This window comes from Haloarcula sp. CBA1131, assembly GCF_008728975.1.
GTDB classification, from domain to species: domain Archaea; phylum Halobacteriota; class Halobacteria; order Halobacteriales; family Haloarculaceae; genus Haloarcula; species Haloarcula hispanica.
In genome coordinates this window covers 540,783-558,112 of sequence record NZ_RPCY01000001.1, presented here as the reverse complement: position 1 = coordinate 558,112, position 17,330 = coordinate 540,783, and the positions used below count along the sequence as shown (strand labels likewise).

General features: G+C 64.6%; 18 protein-coding genes. 5 read left to right on the top strand and 13 right to left on the bottom strand.

Annotated features, from left to right (window positions below; all coding sequences use genetic code 11):
- Positions 1 to 17: 17 nt before the first annotated feature.
- Positions 18 to 704: a ribose-5-phosphate isomerase RpiA gene (rpiA, locus tag Har1131_RS02865; protein ID WP_050037223.1), complete on the bottom strand. Its 687-nt coding sequence runs from the start codon at positions 702 to 704 to the stop codon at positions 18 to 20.
- Between the two features lie 58 nt (positions 705 to 762).
- Between rpiA and Har1131_RS02860 the strand changes: the two genes are divergently transcribed.
- A complete protein-coding gene (locus tag Har1131_RS02860) occupies positions 763 to 939 on the top strand; it encodes a hypothetical protein (protein ID WP_228841576.1) in 177 nt (58 codons plus the stop codon).
- Between the two features lie 83 nt (positions 940 to 1,022).
- Complete coding sequence (glmM, locus tag Har1131_RS02855; protein WP_050037224.1) at positions 1,023 to 2,339, top strand: phosphoglucosamine mutase; 1,317 nt, start codon at positions 1,023 to 1,025, stop codon at positions 2,337 to 2,339.
- Positions 2,340 to 2,807: 468 nt separating this feature from the next.
- Here the strand turns inward: glmM and Har1131_RS02850 are convergent, their stop codons facing one another.
- The 7 genes from Har1131_RS02850 to Har1131_RS02820 form a co-directional block, all read right to left on the bottom strand.
- The gene (locus Har1131_RS02850; RefSeq protein ID WP_151144993.1) at positions 2,808 to 3,392 is read right to left on the bottom strand and encodes a hypothetical protein; all 585 of its coding nucleotides are present in this window, start codon (positions 3,390 to 3,392) and stop codon (positions 2,808 to 2,810) included.
- 46 nt (positions 3,393 to 3,438) lie between these two features.
- Entirely contained in the window at positions 3,439 to 3,876 is a 438-nt protein-coding gene (locus tag Har1131_RS02845) for a DUF2391 family protein (protein WP_014041609.1), read from the bottom strand.
- Positions 3,877 to 4,140: 264 nt separating this feature from the next.
- Positions 4,141 to 4,818, bottom strand: a complete 678-nt coding sequence (gene upp / locus Har1131_RS02840; RefSeq protein ID WP_014041610.1) for a uracil phosphoribosyltransferase — start codon at positions 4,816 to 4,818, stop codon at positions 4,141 to 4,143.
- Positions 4,819 to 4,858: 40 nt separating this feature from the next.
- Positions 4,859 to 7,678: a TRAP transporter fused permease subunit gene (locus tag Har1131_RS02835; protein ID WP_050037225.1), complete on the bottom strand. Its 2,820-nt coding sequence runs from the start codon at positions 7,676 to 7,678 to the stop codon at positions 4,859 to 4,861.
- Positions 7,675 to 8,163 (bottom strand): DUF1850 domain-containing protein, encoded by a 489-nt coding sequence (locus Har1131_RS02830; RefSeq protein ID WP_050037226.1) that lies wholly within the window; start codon positions 8,161 to 8,163, stop codon positions 7,675 to 7,677. The genes Har1131_RS02835 and Har1131_RS02830 overlap by 4 nt, the downstream gene beginning before the upstream one ends.
- 58 nt (positions 8,164 to 8,221) lie before the next feature.
- Positions 8,222 to 9,262 carry a TAXI family TRAP transporter solute-binding subunit gene (locus Har1131_RS02825; RefSeq protein WP_050037227.1) on the bottom strand — a complete coding sequence of 347 codons (1,041 nt, stop codon included), beginning with the start codon at positions 9,260 to 9,262 and terminating at the stop codon, positions 8,222 to 8,224.
- Between the two features lie 199 nt (positions 9,263 to 9,461).
- Positions 9,462 to 10,154: a type 1 glutamine amidotransferase domain-containing protein gene (locus tag Har1131_RS02820; RefSeq protein ID WP_014041614.1), complete on the bottom strand. Its 693-nt coding sequence runs from the start codon at positions 10,152 to 10,154 to the stop codon at positions 9,462 to 9,464.
- A 258-nt stretch (positions 10,155 to 10,412) separates the two neighbouring features.
- Here Har1131_RS02820 and Har1131_RS02815 point away from each other — a divergent pair, with 258 nt between their 5' ends.
- On the top strand, positions 10,413 to 11,111 hold the full coding sequence (locus Har1131_RS02815) for a DUF5828 family protein (protein ID WP_014041615.1): 699 nt from the start codon (positions 10,413 to 10,415) through the stop codon (positions 11,109 to 11,111).
- An 80-nt stretch (positions 11,112 to 11,191) separates the two neighbouring features.
- On the opposite strand, the gene Har1131_RS02810 is transcribed toward Har1131_RS02815, so the two are convergent.
- A complete protein-coding gene (locus Har1131_RS02810) occupies positions 11,192 to 11,473 on the bottom strand; it encodes a hypothetical protein (RefSeq protein WP_014041616.1) in 282 nt (93 codons plus the stop codon).
- A 126-nt stretch (positions 11,474 to 11,599) separates the two neighbouring features.
- On the opposite strand from Har1131_RS02810, the gene Har1131_RS02805 reads away from it, so the two are divergent.
- Complete coding sequence (locus Har1131_RS02805) at positions 11,600 to 12,799, top strand: inorganic phosphate transporter (RefSeq protein ID WP_014041617.1); 1,200 nt, start codon at positions 11,600 to 11,602, stop codon at positions 12,797 to 12,799.
- A 5-nt stretch (positions 12,800 to 12,804) separates the two neighbouring features.
- Here Har1131_RS02805 and Har1131_RS02800 read toward each other — a convergent pair whose 3' ends face one another.
- Positions 12,805 to 13,020, bottom strand: coding sequence for a hypothetical protein (locus Har1131_RS02800; RefSeq protein ID WP_050007752.1), 216 nt, complete (start codon positions 13,018 to 13,020; stop codon positions 12,805 to 12,807).
- 176 nt (positions 13,021 to 13,196) lie between these two features.
- Here Har1131_RS02800 and Har1131_RS02795 point away from each other — a divergent pair, with 176 nt between their 5' ends.
- The gene (locus tag Har1131_RS02795; protein WP_151144990.1) at positions 13,197 to 13,880 is read left to right on the top strand and encodes a hypothetical protein; all 684 of its coding nucleotides are present in this window, start codon (positions 13,197 to 13,199) and stop codon (positions 13,878 to 13,880) included.
- A gap of 55 nt (positions 13,881 to 13,935) precedes the next feature.
- On the opposite strand, the gene Har1131_RS02790 is transcribed toward Har1131_RS02795, so the two are convergent.
- The 3 genes from Har1131_RS02790 to Har1131_RS02780 all read right to left on the bottom strand — a co-directional run bounded on the left by Har1131_RS02790 (position 13,936) and on the right by Har1131_RS02780 (position 17,246).
- Positions 13,936 to 15,801, bottom strand: a complete 1,866-nt coding sequence (locus tag Har1131_RS02790) for a carbon starvation protein A (RefSeq protein WP_050037229.1) — start codon at positions 15,799 to 15,801, stop codon at positions 13,936 to 13,938.
- A gap of 174 nt (positions 15,802 to 15,975) precedes the next feature.
- Positions 15,976 to 16,950: a TRC40/GET3/ArsA family transport-energizing ATPase gene (locus Har1131_RS02785; RefSeq protein WP_050037230.1), complete on the bottom strand. Its 975-nt coding sequence runs from the start codon at positions 16,948 to 16,950 to the stop codon at positions 15,976 to 15,978.
- Positions 16,950 to 17,246 carry a hypothetical protein gene (locus Har1131_RS02780; RefSeq protein ID WP_004959670.1) on the bottom strand — a complete coding sequence of 99 codons (297 nt, stop codon included), beginning with the start codon at positions 17,244 to 17,246 and terminating at the stop codon, positions 16,950 to 16,952. The genes Har1131_RS02785 and Har1131_RS02780 overlap by 1 nt, the downstream gene beginning before the upstream one ends.
- Between the last annotated feature and the right edge of the window lie 84 nt (positions 17,247 to 17,330).

The window sequence follows — 17,330 nt, the reverse complement described above, 5'->3', positions numbered from 1 at the left end:
ACGCCGATCAGCGACAGCTATTCCGATAGCGCTCGGACGGTGACGCCGTCAGTAGTGCCGACGTGGATTTCGTCGGCCATGTCGACGAACAGCCCGTGCTCGACGACGCCGGGGAGTGCGGCGAGGTCGCTGGCGAGCGCGGCGGGGTCGTCGATGGGGCCGAAGTCACAGTCGAGCACGAGGTTCCCGTTGTCGGTGACGACGGGGCCGTCCTTGCGCTCTGCACGGCGAAGTGTCGGGTCGCCACCTAGATCATCGACTGCTCCGGCGACCGTCGAGCGGGCCATCGGAAGTACCTCGACCGGCACCGGCACCGAGAGCGACTCGGCCTCTTTGGTCGGGTCGGCGACGACGAGGAAGCGGTCAGCGCTCGCGTCGACGATCTTCTCCCGGGCGTGGGCTGCTCCGCCACCTTTGACGAGGTTGCCGCCGGCCACCTCGTCGGCCCCGTCGATAGCGAGGTCGACCGACACGTCGTCGAGGTCCGCCAGCGGGATGCCACAGTCCCGGGCCAGCTGACGGGACTGAAATGACGTCGGGACGCCGACGACATCGAGTCCTGCGTCGACCGCTCGCCCGATAGCACGGATAGCGTGGGCCGCTGTCGACCCCGTGCCAAGGCCGACGGCCATGCCGTCCTCGACTGCCTCGGCCGCCGATTCCCCCGCTGCCTGTTTCGCCGCGTCAGAGCCGCCCTGTTTCATGTGCGGTGGGTCGACAGACGCGGACAAAACGTTTGTTCTCCCGGCCGCAAGCGTCAGTATGGCCGACTGCACGTACTGCGGCTGTTCCGTCGAGGCCCACGACCCCGTCTACATCAGCGAGACACCCGACGGGAAGCCGACAACGCAGTTCTGCAACTACGGCTGCCTCTCGGCTCACATCGACGAAGCGGGGCTGACGACCGGGACGGCCTGCGAGTGGGCGCCGACACAGTAGCGGAACGGCATCGGCACTACCGTCCCGAAGTACCTGTCCGATGCCGGATGGATTTTAGGGGCGGCCCGCCCCAGAGAGCAGTAATGACACAGTTCGGAACGAGCGGGATTCGGGGTCCCGTCGGCGAGACAGTCACGGCCGAGGTGGCGCTTTCGGTGGGGCGGGCGCTTGGCATCGACTGCGAGCGGGTGGTCGTGGGCCGGGACCCGCGAGCGAGCGGCGAGTACCTGCAGGCGGCGCTGGTGGCCGGGCTCCGAGAGAGCGGCGTCGACGTGGTCGACCTCGGCGGTGCGGCGACGCCGACTATCGGACGGGCGGTGGCATGGCAGGACGCCGACGCCGGGGTTGCAGTGACGGCGAGCCACAACCCGCCCCAGGACAACGGTATCAAGCTCTGGCAGCCCAGCGGGCAAGCCTTCGACGCGGACCTGCGGGAGACGATTGAACAGCGACTGGACGAGGATGCGTTCCAGCCAGCGGCGTGGGACGAGAGCGGCGACATCGAGTCCCGGGATGCCAGCCAGCGCCACGTCGAGGCGCTGGTCGCGGAAATCGGCGAACTGGACCTCGACAGCCACGTCGTCGTCGATCTGGGCAACGGCGCGGGTCGAGTCAGCGTCGACGCGCTTTCGGCGCTGGGCTGCTCCGTCGAGACGCTCAACGGTCAGCCCGACGGCGCGTTCCCGGGTCGGCCCTCGGAGCCGAAAGCCGAGAACTGCGAGTCACTGGCGACGCTAGTGGCCGAATCAGACGCCGACCTCGGGATCGCACACGACGGCGACGCCGACCGGATGCGGGCGGTTTCGGCCGACGGGACCTTCCTCTCGGGCGACGTGTTGCTGGCCGTGTTCGCCCGTACTGCGGCGTCACCGGGCGAGCGGGTCGCCGTCCCGGTTGATACAAGCCTCGCCGTCGAGGACCACCTCAGCGATATCGACGTGGCCGTCGAGTACACCCCGGTCGGGGACGTGTATGTCGCCGAGGCCGCGAGCGAGGACGGGGTCGCTTTCGGCGGCGAGCCGAGCGGCGCGTGGATCTGGCCCGAGCGAACGCTGTGTCCGGACGGGCCGCTGGCGGCCTGTACCGCCGCAACGCTGGACAGCGAGCGCCCGCTGGGCGACCGCGCCGCCGATGTGCCGGAGTACCCCATCCGCCGGGACAGCGTCGAAACCGCTCAGAAGGAAACGGTGATGGACCGCGTTCGAGAGACGGTGACTGACGCCTACGACGACGTGACGACGCTCGACGGGGTCCGGGTCGACCTCGGCGACGCGTGGTTCCTCCTGCGGGCCAGCGGGACCCAGCCGCTCGTTCGGATCACCGCCGAAGCCCGTGACGCGGACCGTGCTGACGCGGTGTTCGAGGAGGCACGGACACGCCTGACAGATGCATTAGCATAGCCCCTGAAACGCCTGTGCAGTAAAACAGCGGTTGGTAGCGAGTGCAGCCGGCGAGGAAAACGTCCCCGCAACCGTCAGGTCACAGGGCGGCAGTTCCTGACCGGTTCTATCCGCGACGTGTGGACCGGGCCTCACGGACGTCTGCCCCGTCGCGAATCTTGTCCTCGCACTGCGGACAGACCCTGGGCTTTTCGACCCCGTTCGGCGTGAACACACGCGCGTAGTCAGCCGTTACAAAATTACCGCAGTTCTGGCATTCCGGCATACAACCCTGTATGTGGGTCATACCCTCTTAATTGTTGTTGGTCTGGTAAGAGTTGACATACGGGGTGTTGGCGTCGCTGCCGGGTGAAAACACCGTTTCATTCGAGAGGGAGGACGCCATCGGGGTGTTCGATGGGCGAAGTAGTGTCGGCCGGCTGCCACAATTTCATCGAAGGAGCGGCGGATTCAGGAGCGCGTGTCCGGTTACTCCTCGAAGGAACTGGTAATGGTTCCGTCCTCGGACAGTTCGATGACACCGTCGAAGAGTTCCCGGAACGCCGCGACCGTCTCCTCGTCGTGGACCTCGTCGGCGAGGTGGAACATCCCGACAGCGTCGTACTCCGCAAGCAGGTCGAGGATGTCTTCGACGGCCGAGAGCGCGCCGTCCTCGTCGGCGTAGTAGATGAGTTCCGTCAGGGAGTCGAACGTTACGCGGAGTTTCCCGTCGTGTTCCTGCAGGAACGTCTCGGTCTCCGAGACGATGCCGGACAGGTCGTCCGGGGAAGAAACGTACCGAACCCCCTCGGAGCGGCGACGGGTATAGCCGCGTTCGACCGACAGCGTGTCGAGGATGGTCGCCTTCGACTCGTCGACCTCGTAGTACTCCAGTTTCTGTTTGACCTCCCGGGCGGTGGTCCGGGTCGAGATGACGAGCATCGAGTCGGTGTCGGTCGCAAGGAAATCCGTGTCCAGTCGGTCCGTCTCGCCGGTACTCGGATGCAGGAGTAGTACCCCCGTGCCACCCGGAACGGTTTCCGGTGCGTTGTCGATAGCCAGCGTATACTCCATATGCACATCAAGGAGAGTGGCACCCAATTAAGTGTGCGGGTCGCGGTCAGAACACGCTGTCCGCCGTCGCAGCCCCGACGACGCTGAAAATCGCACCGACGATGATCGCCTTCAGGGTCGTCAGAGTGACGGCCATCGGCGTCGGGTCCGCCAGAATCCCGCCGTCGACGAGAAACGTGTCCGGGGCGGTCAAAGCTGTCGCGAGGATGGCGACCGAACCGAACGCTACAATCATCAGCGAGACGAACCGGACTGGAATACCGGCCACCTCCGCCTCGGTGTCGATGTCTCGGCCGGCGTCGGCCTTGTACAGCGCCCCGTAGCCGATAGCGAACACGATACCGACGACGACTACCGCGTGATACCAGGACATATTCTCGGCCAGCACCCACACCTCCTCAGTCACGACGAACGGCCCCGCGAGCAGGAACCCCCCGACGAGCTGCTGGGCAGTGTCCGCAACGCGGTATCGTCGTCGAACCATACGGGGTTGCCGTGCCGTCAGTACGAAAGCCTCCCGGTCCAGTACCGTCCGACAGGAGCCACGCCCGGTCACCGCGGGGCGGTTCACGGCCGTCACTCTCGTTTCAACTGGACCAAAATTACGCTGCCGTCTGTCGGTTTCCATGTGAAGGAAGGGGGTACAGCAGCTGGGTACAGACGGAAAATCGCGACATCATCGGGTGATTCGGGCCACAGATAAAAACGTTTCGTCCCTCAACCGATAGGTCGAGCGGGCCGCGACCGCTTACGTCGTCCGGAAAGCCCGGTCGCCGGCGTCGCCGAGTCCCGGAACGATGAACCCGTCCTCGTCGAGTTCGTCGTCGATAGCGACGCTGATGATGTCTGCGTCCGACTGGGACTCCGAGACGCGGACGATTCCCTCCGGCGCGGAAACCGCAGCCAGAACGAGCAGGTTCTCCGGTTCGGTCTTCTCTGAGGTGATGTAGTCGAGCACCGTCGTCATCGTCGACCCGGTCGCAAGCATCGGGTCCGCGATGATGACGGTGTCATCCTCGGTGATTTCGGGCAGTTTGACGTAGTCGACCGAGATGGGGAACTCGCCGTCGTCGTTCATCCCGGCTTCCTCGTCGCGGCTGGCAGAAATGACGCCCTGCCTGGCGCGGGGGAACGCCTTGAGCAGTCCCTCGACGAACGGCGTCGCCGCACGAAGGACGTTGACGATGACCACGTCATCGAGTCCCTTGACGCGTTCGCCCATCATCGTAGTCAGCGGCGTCTGGACCTCCGTGTACTCGGTCTCCATCCGACCGTCGATGATCTCGTAGCCACAGATGCGGCCGAGACGGACCAGTCCCTTCCGGAACGCGACCTGTTCGGTCTCGACGTTTCGTATCCGTGTCAGTTCATCTCGCGCCAGCGCGTGCGTGACGACGGAGGCGTCGCCGCGCTGTTCGATTGGCATATCGTGCCCGTTGACCCCCGATGGGTTAAACGGTTCTCACTCACGCCGGCTCAGCCGTGCCGGACCGTACCGCAGGGTCACCGCCGCGCTGGCGGTTCTTCGCCATGAGGAAGAGGAACAGGGCGAGGCCGACGCCGCGGAGTACAACGTCGAGCAGGACCGTCATCTCGCCGCCGACGATGCCGACGAGTCCGAGGAGGTCGTACACCCCGGACACAGCGAGCGCAGGAGCCATCAACAGGAGCGAACTGAACGCGAACGCTGCCCGCTCGCCACGGGAGACCGGCGCGTACGCGAACCCGATGACTGTCGCGGCCAGTGCGACGACGCCGAGGAAGACGCCGATCACGGGGATGAGAATCTCGGGGATCGCGTAGCCGACATCGAGGAGGTCCGCGGTCCCGACGACCCGGTATTTGTCCCCGATGTCGAGGGTGGCAGCGTCAGGGTTGCGCCGCAACAGGATGATGCCCGGCGTGACGATGAACGCGAACGGGACGATGGCCTTGTTGAGCGACAGCGAGAACGCCTCGATACCGGTCTCGAAGGCATCGGACTTCGCGACGCCCGAGGCAGCGTAGGCGGCCACCGCGACCGGCGGCGTGATGTCGGCGATGACGCCGAAGTAGAGGATAAACAGATGCGCCGCGAGCAGCGGAACGCCGAACTCGGTCAGCGCCGGCGCGAGCAGAGAGACGAGGATGATGTAGGTCACCGTCGTCGGCATCCCCATCCCGAGGATAATCGACGAGAACGCGGTGACGAGCAACAGCAAGACGAGCGACCCGCCGGCGACAGCCGTGATGAGCGAGACGAGGTTCGGACCGAGGCCGGAGACGCTGATGACACCCGGGATGATGCCGGCAGCGGCGACGGCGATAACGACTGGAACGGCGGTTCTGGCCCCGCTCTCCATAGATTTCCCGAGGAAAACACCGAGCTTGTACAGTCCGTTCGAAGCCAACTCTGGACGGCCGATAGCATCGGACGTCGTTTCGGCGGCATCGTCGACGGCATTGTCGAACGACAGCAGCGGCGAGTCGAGTCTGGGCCGGGTAATCAGCGTCAGGACGCCGGCGAGGATGATCAACGTGCCGACATTGCCGAGCGCCGCGGAAAACGCGGCACCAAGCGGTTGTGGGCCGGGCAGTGCAAGCGCCCCTTCCGCTGCCAGGTCTGCCGCGACAAGGCCATCGATGCGGTTGAACAGCGGCGGGAACGCTGTCGTGGCCTGTACGAACCGATTGAACAGGTATCCGAAAATGCCTTGCCCAGTGAAGTACTGCGTGAGCGTCGTCAGCCCGAAGAGGGACGCAAGTGTAATGCCGAGTCGGGCCCGCGTCTCGTCGCTGTAGGCCGCCACAAGTGCGATGAGGGCTCCGATTGCGATGAGCGTAAACCACGCCGAGCGGGCGACAGACAGCCGCTCGATGATGAGGTAGTACAGCAAAAGAACGAGCGGGACGAGGTAGAACCAGCCGCTCCGGAGGTGGCTACGGATGTTCACCAGTTCCGAAGAGTCGAGGCCGCCGATATCCTCCTTGACCGCCTCGAAGTGGACCATCACCCAGACCCCGAAGAAGAAGACGATGGCGGGAATCGTCGCGACGACGATGACGTCGGCGAACGGCGTCGCCGTGTACTGGACGATGAGGAACGCGGCGGCCCCCATCACCGGAGGGAGAATCTGGCCGCCCGAGGAGGCAGAGGCCTCCACGCCCCCGGAGAACTCCGGCGAGTAGCCCGACCGCTTCATCAGCGGAATCGTGAACGCACCGGTCGTCACCGTGTTCGCAATCGAGGACCCGGAGATGGTTCCCATAAATCCGCTGGCGAGAATGGACGCCTTCGCCGGGCCGCCCTTTCGCGTCCCCGTTGCGCCGTACGCGAGGTCGATGAACCACTTCCCCGCGCCGGACATTTCGAGGAACGCGCCAAACAGGATGAAGATGTAGATGAACTGCACGGAGACGGTGACCGGAATCCCGAACACCCCGTTTTCGGTGTTGTACCAGAGGTTCTGGATGATAGAGGCCCAGGACAGTTCCGGGATGGAGAGCACGCCGACGTAGGCTGCGTTCTGTGGAATGAGTACGCCAAAGCGGGCGTAAACGACAAAGGCCGCGACGATGACCATCAGCCAGAGGCTGATGGCCCGGCGGGTCGCTTCGAGGACGAGCAGGACGCCAAGCACACCCAGCACGAACGCGTAGGAGGTATCGGCAAGTGGCCCGAGCAGGCCTGCTATCGGTTCCAGAAAGGTGAACACTTCCTGAATCGGTCGGCCGCGTTCAAGTCCCAGCGCACGCATGCGCTGGATCTCGTCGAAGTCGGTGATGAAGTACGCGGCCGACAGCACCGACAGCGCGATGAAAACGAAATCAGAGGGCGTCACACGGTCCATCTCGGCGTCCAGAAACGCCCAGGCGAGCGCGTCGCCGATAGCGTGAACGACGCGAGACACCGGATGCTCCGCGCCGAATTTCTCGTCGACCAGCGTCCCGAGCGCGATACAGCGCCGGGAGAGCGGGCCGTCGCCGGTGCTGCCGGGATACAGCAGGAAGGTCAGGATGAGGCCGAAGGAGACGTGGACGGCGTTTATCTGGAGCAGTTGCAGCGACGCGAACACGACCTCGGGGACTTGGTCCGGGTCGCCGACACCCGGAAGCGAAATCGAGAGGTTGAACCCTTTCGCCGCGAGCCACATCTGAAACACCGAAAACGAGATGCCGATGAGCGCGACGAGGACGAGCGCCCAGCCTCTGAGCGAGCGTTTTCGCTCAATCTCCTGCAGTACTTCGTCGACTTCCTCGTCCGATACGGCCTCCCCGCCGTCGTCAGGTCGTGTGTCGTCAGTCATGTGTTGAGCTGGTCTTTCGCAGCACCGAACGCCGAACGCTGGGTCACGTAGAGATGGACCGAGCGGCCGTTGGTGCGGGCTACCAAATCGTAGGTTTCGGCTCCGACGTGAAGTTTATGCCCTGCAACATCACCGGGAGAGACTGTCACACGCGTGTAGTTGCCCGGTGGGTCGAAGACGTACACCCCGTCTTCCCGGGTGACGTTGGCCCCGCTCGGGAGCCCCCAGCCGAACGATTCGAACTCCATGCGGGTCATTTCGAGATGGTCGCCACGGACCGTGTACTCGTCGTAGACGCGCGTTTTTTCAACACTGTGCATATATTCCAGCGCCACGGTCGTCCCGTCCTCGACCGGGACCGTCAGATACTGGTCGCCGGTCTCGGCGTCCGCAACGACCAGTGCGCGTCCGCCGGGTAGCGCCGCTACAGTCCCGATGAGGAGGAGGGAAACGAGCACCGCGGTGGCGACGTATCGTCGTCTCATTCCGGTTGCTGGGTAATAGAAGACGGGTAGTGAACGATGCGGATGACGTCAGTCGGCGTTACGCGTCGAAGTAGGTCGCCGCGCCGGGGTGGAGTTCGATGGACATCCCGTCCTGTGCGGAGTCCTTGCTGATGAAGTCCGTCTTGATGGACAGGTCGTCGACGTTGTCGAAGATGGCCGCGGTGACCGCTTCGACCGTCCCTTCGGGCTGCTCAGCGTTCGTCGCAATCATCGCCTGGACGGCGATCGTTTCGACGTCCTCGTCGACACCGGTGTAGGTGCCGCCGGGGATGGTGTCGTCGGCGAACCAGGACGCGTCCTCTTTCGCTGCGTCTCGGTTGTCACCGGAGATAGGGACGATGACGAGGTCGTTCGTGTTCGCGAGGTCCTCGATAGCGCCGACCGGCCAGCCACCGACGACGAACGCGGCGTCGATGTCGCCGTTCCGGAGCTGGTCGGCGGCCTGGGAGAACGAGGCGTTCTGCTCGGTGAAGTCGGAGATGCCGACCGACTCCAGAATCTGGAGCGCGTTGACCTGGGTCCCGCTCCCGAGGTCGCCGGTGTTGATCGTCGCGCCTTCGAGGTCGGAGAGCTGCGTGATGCCCGTGTCCGCGAGGGTGACGACTGTGATCGTTTCGGGGTACAGGGTCGCAACGCCACGGAGGTTCTCGATGGCGTTGTCCTGGAACGCATCGATGCCGGTCCCGTTCTTCGCGAACGAGGCGATGTCGTTCTGGATGAGCGCGAAGTCGGCGTCACCGCTTGCGAGGTTGCCGACGTTTTCGACGCTTGCACCGGTCGACTGGACGTTCAGCGTGAAGTCCGTGTTGTCCTCTACGACCGTCTTGAACTCGTTCGAGAGCGGGAAGTAGGTCCCACCGGTCCCACCGGCGTGCCACGAGAGGCGTGTCTCCGTGTCACCGCCGTCGCCTTCGGTCATGTCGTCGCCCTCAGTCGTCCCACCGTCGCCGTCAGTCATCTCGCCATCGCCTTCGGTCGACCCGCCGTCGCCACCGTCGCCGCCACAACCGGCGAGTGCCGCGACACCTGCAACGCCTGCTGTCTTGAGGAACCGCCTGCGCGTGGAGTTGTTAGTCATACGTATGTCTACGTTGCACGGGGCCTTCAAGAAGGTTAGCTAGTACACAGTCGTTATTTGACTATATCGTGCGATACCGTATGACAACGTATTCTCGGGGACGACGACCGGACGGGATAACTCGACCGGGCGAGATGTCCTTTGTTCGGAGAAATTCGGATTCTTTGACGTGTGTCAGTAGCTGACGTTCCGGACCCCGTTACGCGGACGTCTCGATACCGAGTTCGTCGAGGAGCGTCCGGGCGGCCGCAGCCGACGACGGCGGGCCACGAGCCGTGATGAGGTCGCCGTCGACCGTGACGCTGGTGTCGGCGTCGAGTTCGGCGTCCCAGTCAGCGCCGACAGCCTTCACTTCGTCTTCGACCCAGTACGGGAGCTTCCGGCCGTCGGGGAGCAGGTCGTTCTCGTCGACGATGCCTTCCTCCCAGGCGTTCGGGAAGCCGGTGACCGAGCGGCCGTCGGCGAGGAACTCGCCGTCAGCGTTTCTGGTGAACGCCAGAATCCCGACCGTGTGACAGACGACGAGCGCCTTGCCGTCGTCGCCGGCGACGCTCTCGCGCAGCAGTTCGCGGGCGTGGACGTCCTGCGTGATATCCCACTCCGCGCCGTGGCCGCCGGGGAACACGACGGTGTCGTAGTCCTCGGCGTCAGCCTGGGCCAGCGGAATCGGGTTGTTCAGGCGCTCATCGGTCTCGTGGACCTCCCGAACGTGCTCTGAGAGGTCCTCGCCGACTTCTTCCGGGTCGACGGAGCGCTCGTCAAGCACCGGCGGCTCGCCGGTCGGTGTCGCCACCGTGATATCCAGACCGGCGTCCGAGAGTGTTGTCAGCGGCTCGATACATTCTTCGCCCCAGTACCCGTGTTCGCTTACGACGAATAGTGCGGATGACATCAAACTACCATTCGCGTGCAATCCTTATAAGCAGCCGTTCGGTGTTGAGCGAAGCGGGCCGAGCGGGCGGGTCGCTATGCAGTGGCAGCACGCCGTCTGCGTGCCGATGTCGAGGGCTGGGGAGGAGTAGGGCGGGTAAGTATCATGTCTACCGCCATGGCGGAAACGTTTAACCCTACTGAGCAGCAATCCGCTGTGTACAGATGGACAGCCCACTGCAGCAGGTCCCGCGGCTGTCATAGACCGATCTATTATACCATGGCAGACATCGAAGAGAGCGTTTCAGGATTCAAGACGAAGGGCGGCTGGGTCGACATCGTCGAGCACGGCGAGCGCATCACGCAGGCGCTGAAAGACATCGCTTCGGACGAGGATGTCGACAACGACGCCCTCAGTGAGTTCGACGAGTGGCGACCGAAAAGCCACGAGCGACTGGACGAGGACGTCAACGAGAAAACCGCCGACCAGGCGAGCGTCGACGAAGGCAAAGGAGAGCAAGCGGGGAAAGGCCCCGATGAGGACCTCCAGACCGCCGGGGAAAAGCTCAGCGAGTCCTACGAAAACCTCGACGAACCGGACGAGGCGATGGAGCGATGGAGCGAGTCCGTCGACTACGTGGCCCGCGCGGCCGACTCCGCCAGCCGGAAGGCCCTGCGGAAGGTCGAGGACACCGTCTACCGCAACGTGATGACACAGATCGCGCCCTACTACTTCGACAACGACCTCATCAGCGCGAACCTCCGCCGCGTCGGCGACGGCGACCGCCCCGAGTACGTCTTCGAGGTCAACGTCAACGACGACGACCTGAAGATGCGCGTCTCCAACAAGCTCGCCGACTTCGAGCAGGCCGTCGACCGCTGGCACGTCGACACCGAGAAGGTCACCGAAGCTGTGGAGGCTGCCGAAGGTGTGGATGCGACAGAGCCGGGCGAGGAGACCGATGCGAAGACGAACTGAGCTCGCCGCCGGGCGAGCGGCACCGGTTTTGGGTCCGAGAGGCGAAAACGAACGAAGCGCAAGCGTGGCCACACAGACGGTCAGATAGCGTCGTCGGGGTCGTGTTTCTCGGCCATCCGCGTCGCTTCGGCCGCGTACTGCGCCCGAAGGTCCTCGTCCTCGACGGAGCCGAGGTTGTCCGGGTCGGCGTCGACGGCGGCCGTCGTCTCCCGCACATCTGAAAACGAGGTCAAAGCGCGCTCCTTGCGGAAGTACTGTTCGCCGTCGGGCGTCGCGTACGTGAGGATGATGAGGTTCTGTTCGTCGTCGGAGTAGGTTCGTTCGACCAGCCAGACGCGAACAGTCTCTTCAGTGGCGGACATACGGGACCGAACCACGCGCTGGCACCTGAACGTTTGCCCGTGACGACCGCGTCGGTGTCGGCAGTCGGCCTCGCGAAGGCGCGCGAACGGTAGGCTCATTGCAGGCCGGGGCAAACGCCGTGACAGATGGTCGCGACGAGTACGATTGCGACGCTTGTTGTCGCGTCAGCCGCGAGTCTGTTCATGGCCTGGGCTATCGGTGCCGGGTCGTCCGGGTCCACTCCGTTCGCGCCGGCCGTCGGAGCGAACGCGATTTCGGTGATGCGGGCCGGGTTTTTCGTCGGCATCCTCGGGCTGGCCGGCGCGGTCCTGCAGGGGGCCAACGTCACGGAGGCTGTCGGGAGCGAACTCGTTCTGTTCCCGAGCGGCGGCGGCCTCTCGGCTATCGCCGCCATCGTCGCCCTCATCACCGCGGCGGTGCTGGTCGCCATCGGGATTTTCACTGGGTACCCCATCGCGACGGCGTTCACCGTCACCGGTGCGGTGGTCGGCGTCGGACTGGCGATGGGCGGCCAGCCGGCGACGGCCAAGTACCTCGAAATCGTCTCGCTGTGGGTCCTGACGCCCTTCGTCGGCGGCGGCATCGCCTTCGGGACGGCGTGGTCGCTCCGACACGAGACCACGACCGAGGAACGGCTCGTACCGCTGCTGGGCGGGCTGGTCGGTGTGATTCTGGCGAACATCGAGTTCGTGCTCCTCGCGCCGGGCAGCAGGCAGGCGTCGGTCGCCCGCGCCGTCGCACGAGCGGCTGGGACGCCAATATTTCCGTCGATGGTCGTCGTATCGCTCCTTGCCGGGGTGCTTGCCGGGGGACTGCTGTACCTGGACATCAGAGCGGACGCAGCCGCCGGGCAGCGGCACTTCTTGCTGGTGATGGGTGGACTGGTGGCCTTCTCCGCCGGCGGGAGCCAGGTCGGCCTGGCGCTGGGGCCGCTGGTCCCGCTACTCGGTGAGGGGCCGACGGCAGCCATCCCCATCACCGGAGTCCTGTTGTTCGGCGGACTCGGCCTCCTCATCGGGTCCTGGACGGGCGCGCCGCGGATGATCAAAGCGCTGGCACAGGACTACTCCTCGCTCGGACCGCGCCGGTCTATCGGCGCGCTGATTCCGAGCTTCATCATCGCGCAGGCAGCCGTCTTCTTCGGTATTCCGGTGTCGTTCAACGAGATTATCGTCTCCGCTATCGTCGGCTCCGGCGCGGCCGCCGGCGGCGGCGAAGTCAGTCGAGAAAAGATGGGCAAGACGGTGCTGGCCTGGATCGGGTCGCTCGCGCTGGCGTTCGGACTGAGCTACGGCCTCTTCTGGATTATCGACGCACTCCTCTGACTCGCTTAGCGACCCCAGACGTAGCGACTCACGGCCTCGTTGACGCGGGTCGAGAGCCGGCCCATCCAGGCCTCAGGCGAGACGCGCTCGATATCCCGCTGGTCGACTTCGATGCGGTCGTCGCCGAAGGGGTCGTGGGGCTGTTCGTCCGCAGTTTCGTCGACGGCGTCGACGACGACGGTCATCGAGCAGCGGCCGCAGGCCTCGGTGTCTTTCGCCATGATTGTTAGTGATTAATTCGGAGGCCAGCGTCAAAAACCTGCCGCGGCGGTCGTGTACGGCCCGTGAACGACCGTCGACTGACCGATGCGCTTAAGACTCCGACACGGTATCGGCATGGTATGAGCTACCGCGGCATGGGATCGGTGCGAACTGAATGCCCACGCGACTCGATACGATGAGCGAAGACTCCGAGTCCGGGTCAGTCAAGGGGCCCCCGAATTACGGTGCGGACGACTGGGAGGACCCCGTCACTGGGGCGGTCCCGAAATCGGAGCTGCCCGACGAAATCATCGAGGAGGTCCCACACTGGACGGACGACCCGTACTTCGACCGGGTGAGCGACCGCCTGATGTACAACTACACGCTGGAGCGGGACCACCGGCTCCGCGGCGAGCGCTGGGACCTCTACGGCGAGATGCGGATCCTCAATCAGAAACAGTTCTTCCACCCGGCGCTGTCCTACGGCGACCACGAATCAGAGGAGTTCCTCTACGCCCGCCGCGTCGACCGGCCGACGGTCGGCGAACTGAAGCGGCTGGTCGAACTCGGCCACGACCTGGCCGACAAACGGGTCACGCCGAACGAGGAGCACTACCGCACCGACTTCACGTTCGTCCTCGTCGCCGACGAACTGCCCGAGGAAGTCCGGTCGTTCGTCGATGGCCAGCGCGAGCGCACGCTGTTGAAATACGGCTACTACGGCCACTACGAGGTCAACCTTGGCGTCGTCGTTCCGGACGAGCAGGAAGCCGTCGCCGGCGAGGCCGCCGATGTGGTCGAGGCGTTCGTCCTCTGGGAGGACGTGACCCGGCCCGAGGAAGGAGTTCTCTCGCGGCTCGCCAAGCGGTTCTGGAAATGACGCTCGGGTAGCAGTCGCTGTCAGCGCCGAAAAAACGGAGAAGAGATCGGTTGCGTCAGTCGTCGCTCGGTTCGACGGCACCGCCGCCGTAGCTCTCGCGGACGGTGCTGATGTTGTCGTACCCCTTCTTGACCAGCGCCAGAGCGAGGCCGATGAGGGTCAGTGCCAGAAGCGTCTGGATAATCGTTGCGAACAGTTGCACACCGCTCGCACCGCCCACGATAATCGTCTGGTAGATGTTCTGGTAGAACGCGAGCCAGCCGAGGCCGAGCACGGTTATCGCCACCATGACGGCCATCGGTACGCCCGTGGAGTACAGCTGTTTGCTCTTGTCCCAGTTAGCCAGCCAGACCGTCGCGGTCAGCAGTGCGAGCGCGGCCAGCAGCTGGTTCGCACCGCCGAACAGCGCCCACAGGACGACCCACTGGCCGGAGATGACCATCACGTACGCGAGGCCACACTGGATGATCGGGTTCGTGTACCGACCGCGGCCGAGTTCGCCCAGCGTCGAACGGATGCCACCGCCCACGTCGAGGCCAGTCGATGTCTGGCCGGCCGACAGACCGACGATCTCTTCCATCATGTAGCGGCCGAGCCGGACAGCCGTGTCAGTAGACGTAAGCAGGAAGCTCACGAGAACGAGCGCCATGAACGGCGCGCCGAAGGACTGTGGGAGGCCGAGGCTCGTCAGGATGATGCCACCACCCGTCGCGAAGTTCGGCAGCGCCGCGCCAATACCGCCCGCAGGGTCGGGGAAGCCGGCGACCGCGAGCGTCGACAGCGCGACGGCCGCGAGCAGCCCCTCACCGAGCATCCCGCCGTAGCCGATCAGGCGGGCGTCGGTCTCCTTATCGAGTTGCTTCGCCGTCGTCCCGGAGGAGACCAGCGAGTGGAAGCCGCTGATGGTTCCACAGGCGATGGTAATGAAAAGCAGCGGGAACAGCGGGTACAGACCCGCACCCTCGACGCCCCAGAAGCCGTTGAAGGCACCCAGCGAGCTGTCGATGACCAGCGGCTGGCTCGACGAGCCGAGGATGGTCCCGACGATAATGGCGAGCAGCGCGCCGCCGACACCGGTGTACAGCAGGAACGAGGAGAGGTAGTCACGCGGCTGGAGCAACACCCACACCGGGAGCGCGCTGGCGACGGCGGCGTAGGCCATGATGACCGGTATCCACGCCGCAGTGTTGCCGCCCAGCGCGCTCGCGCCAGGCACCCAGGAACCGCTCCCGCCGAGCAACACGATGACGGACATCTCCGCGGTCCGTTCGGCCGTCGGTTCGAACAGGGCAATCGGGAACTGAATCCCAGCGAAGACGCCGGCGAAAACGCCTGCGACGAACAGGACTGTGCCGGGGATGAACGGCCCGTTGAGCTGGTAGAGGTACACGCCGAACGCCAGCGCGAGGGCGATGTAGACCAGCGACGCCGTCACCACCTCGGGATAGGCGTTGAACACGATCCCGACCACCAGCGCGAACACTGCGACGACGAGGATAATCGTCAGGAACGCGAACCACAGCAGCATGTTCTTTCCGCCCTCGCCGACGTACTCACCGACGATGTAGCCGATGGACTTCCCCTCGTGTCGGAGCGAGCCCGACAGCGAGACGAAGTCGTGGACGCTACCCATCAGTGGGTTGCCGATAGCGATCCACAGTAGTGCGGGAACCCACCCCCAGATGGCCCCCGCAGTAATCGGTCCGACAATCGGTGCCCCACCCGCGATACTGGAGTAGTGGTGACCCAGCAATACCGGTTTCTTCGACGGGACGTATTCCTGCCCGTCTTCGTACTTGTGTGCCGGTGTTTCGTTGGCGTTGTCGAGTTCGAGGAACCGCGCGAGGTACTTCGAATACCCCAGGTACCCCACGCTGAACGTCACCAGTACTGCCAGGACGATCCAGATTACCTGTGTCATGTATGTGCATGAATGGTAACCAACATCAAGCTATTAATAGTTATTATATTTTTCTTATATATCTCAAATCCGTCAGAATCCGCTCGGTCACACGGCTTCGACTATCAACGAAAAATCTAATATCTGATTACTTATCGGTTATGCGCGGCCCGCACATGAGCGGCGGCCGGTGGCTCAGACGAACGTCGGTGCCTCGGCGTCCGTCTCGACGTCGAATTCGGCGGCGACATCGTCGAGCAGGTCGCCTTTCACCTCCGCCGTGCGGGTCGTGATTTCCGCGACCAGCGGCGGGTCGAGCGTCTCTCGGACCTCCTGTAGCCGTTCGTTCTCAGTCGCGACGCGGTCTCGGAGATACCGGGCCCCGCGGCCGTCCTCGTCGGGGTCCGGCTCGGGCGTGAGTTTGTTGGCGACGAGGCCCCGAACCGAGAGGTCACGCTCCCGCATCTCGGCGATGGCGCGCCGCGTCTCGTTGACCGAGAGCTGGTCGGGGTTGAGCACGAGGAAGAAGGCGGCGTCGGACTGCAACGCGCCGCCGGCGAACTCGAAGAACTCCTTGCGGTCCTGCAGGCGGGCCAGCACCGGGTCGCCGTCCATCACGCGCCGGGGCTCGTTGCTGCCGATTGCGGCCTTCTCGAAGAGGTCGATGCTCTTCTCGCGTTTGTGCATCAGCCGGTCGATCCACCCTTCGAGGAACTCCGGCAGGCCGAGCAGCCGGAGCGTGCTGCCGGTCGGCGACGTGTCGAAGACGACCCGGTCGTACGGGTCGGCGTTGCGCATCACGTCGACGAAGCGGTCGAACAGCGCCGACTCGTAGGCCCCCGGCGTCTGATGGGCCATCTCTAGCTGTTGGTTGATCTCGTTGACCATCGCCGCCGACACCTGCTCGGAGAGGTCGTTACGGATGCCGTCGAGGTGGCGCTGGGCCTCGGTCTCGGGGTCGATCTCCATCGCGTCGAGACCGTCGATACCCTCGACGGATTCGGGGTCGTCGCTGAAGGGCTGGTCGAACACGTCGGTCACCGAGTGGGCTGGGTCCGTCGAGACGACGAGCGTGTCGAGGCCCGCTCGCGCGGATTTGACGCCGTAGGCACAGGAGACCGTGGTCTTGCCGACCCCGCCCTTGCCGCCGAAGAAGACGAACGGTTCCATCAGAAGTGGTACTGCTGGCCCTTGCGTTCGATGTAGGACCCGCGGTCCCACAGCCGTCGCTCCCAGGCCTCGAAGGTGTCTTCGAGGTACGGCAGCAGTTCGGCGGTGTAGTACGACACCGGCGACGGGATGCCGAAGGCGTCGGGGAAACAGGCCAGCATGAACGCGTCCTCGATGTCCTCGGCCTCCTTCTCGATTTTCTCGTAGGCCGGGTGCGTTATCATGCCGTGGTACAGGCCGCGGGCCCACTCCCGCAGCGTCCGGCGAAAGCGCTCGATTCGGTCGGCCAGTTCCATCGTGGGTCGTGTGTGCGAGAGGCACGGAGTAAAAGCTGTCGCAGTTACCCGTCGATAGTGCCCACGCGCTCTGGCGGGACAGCG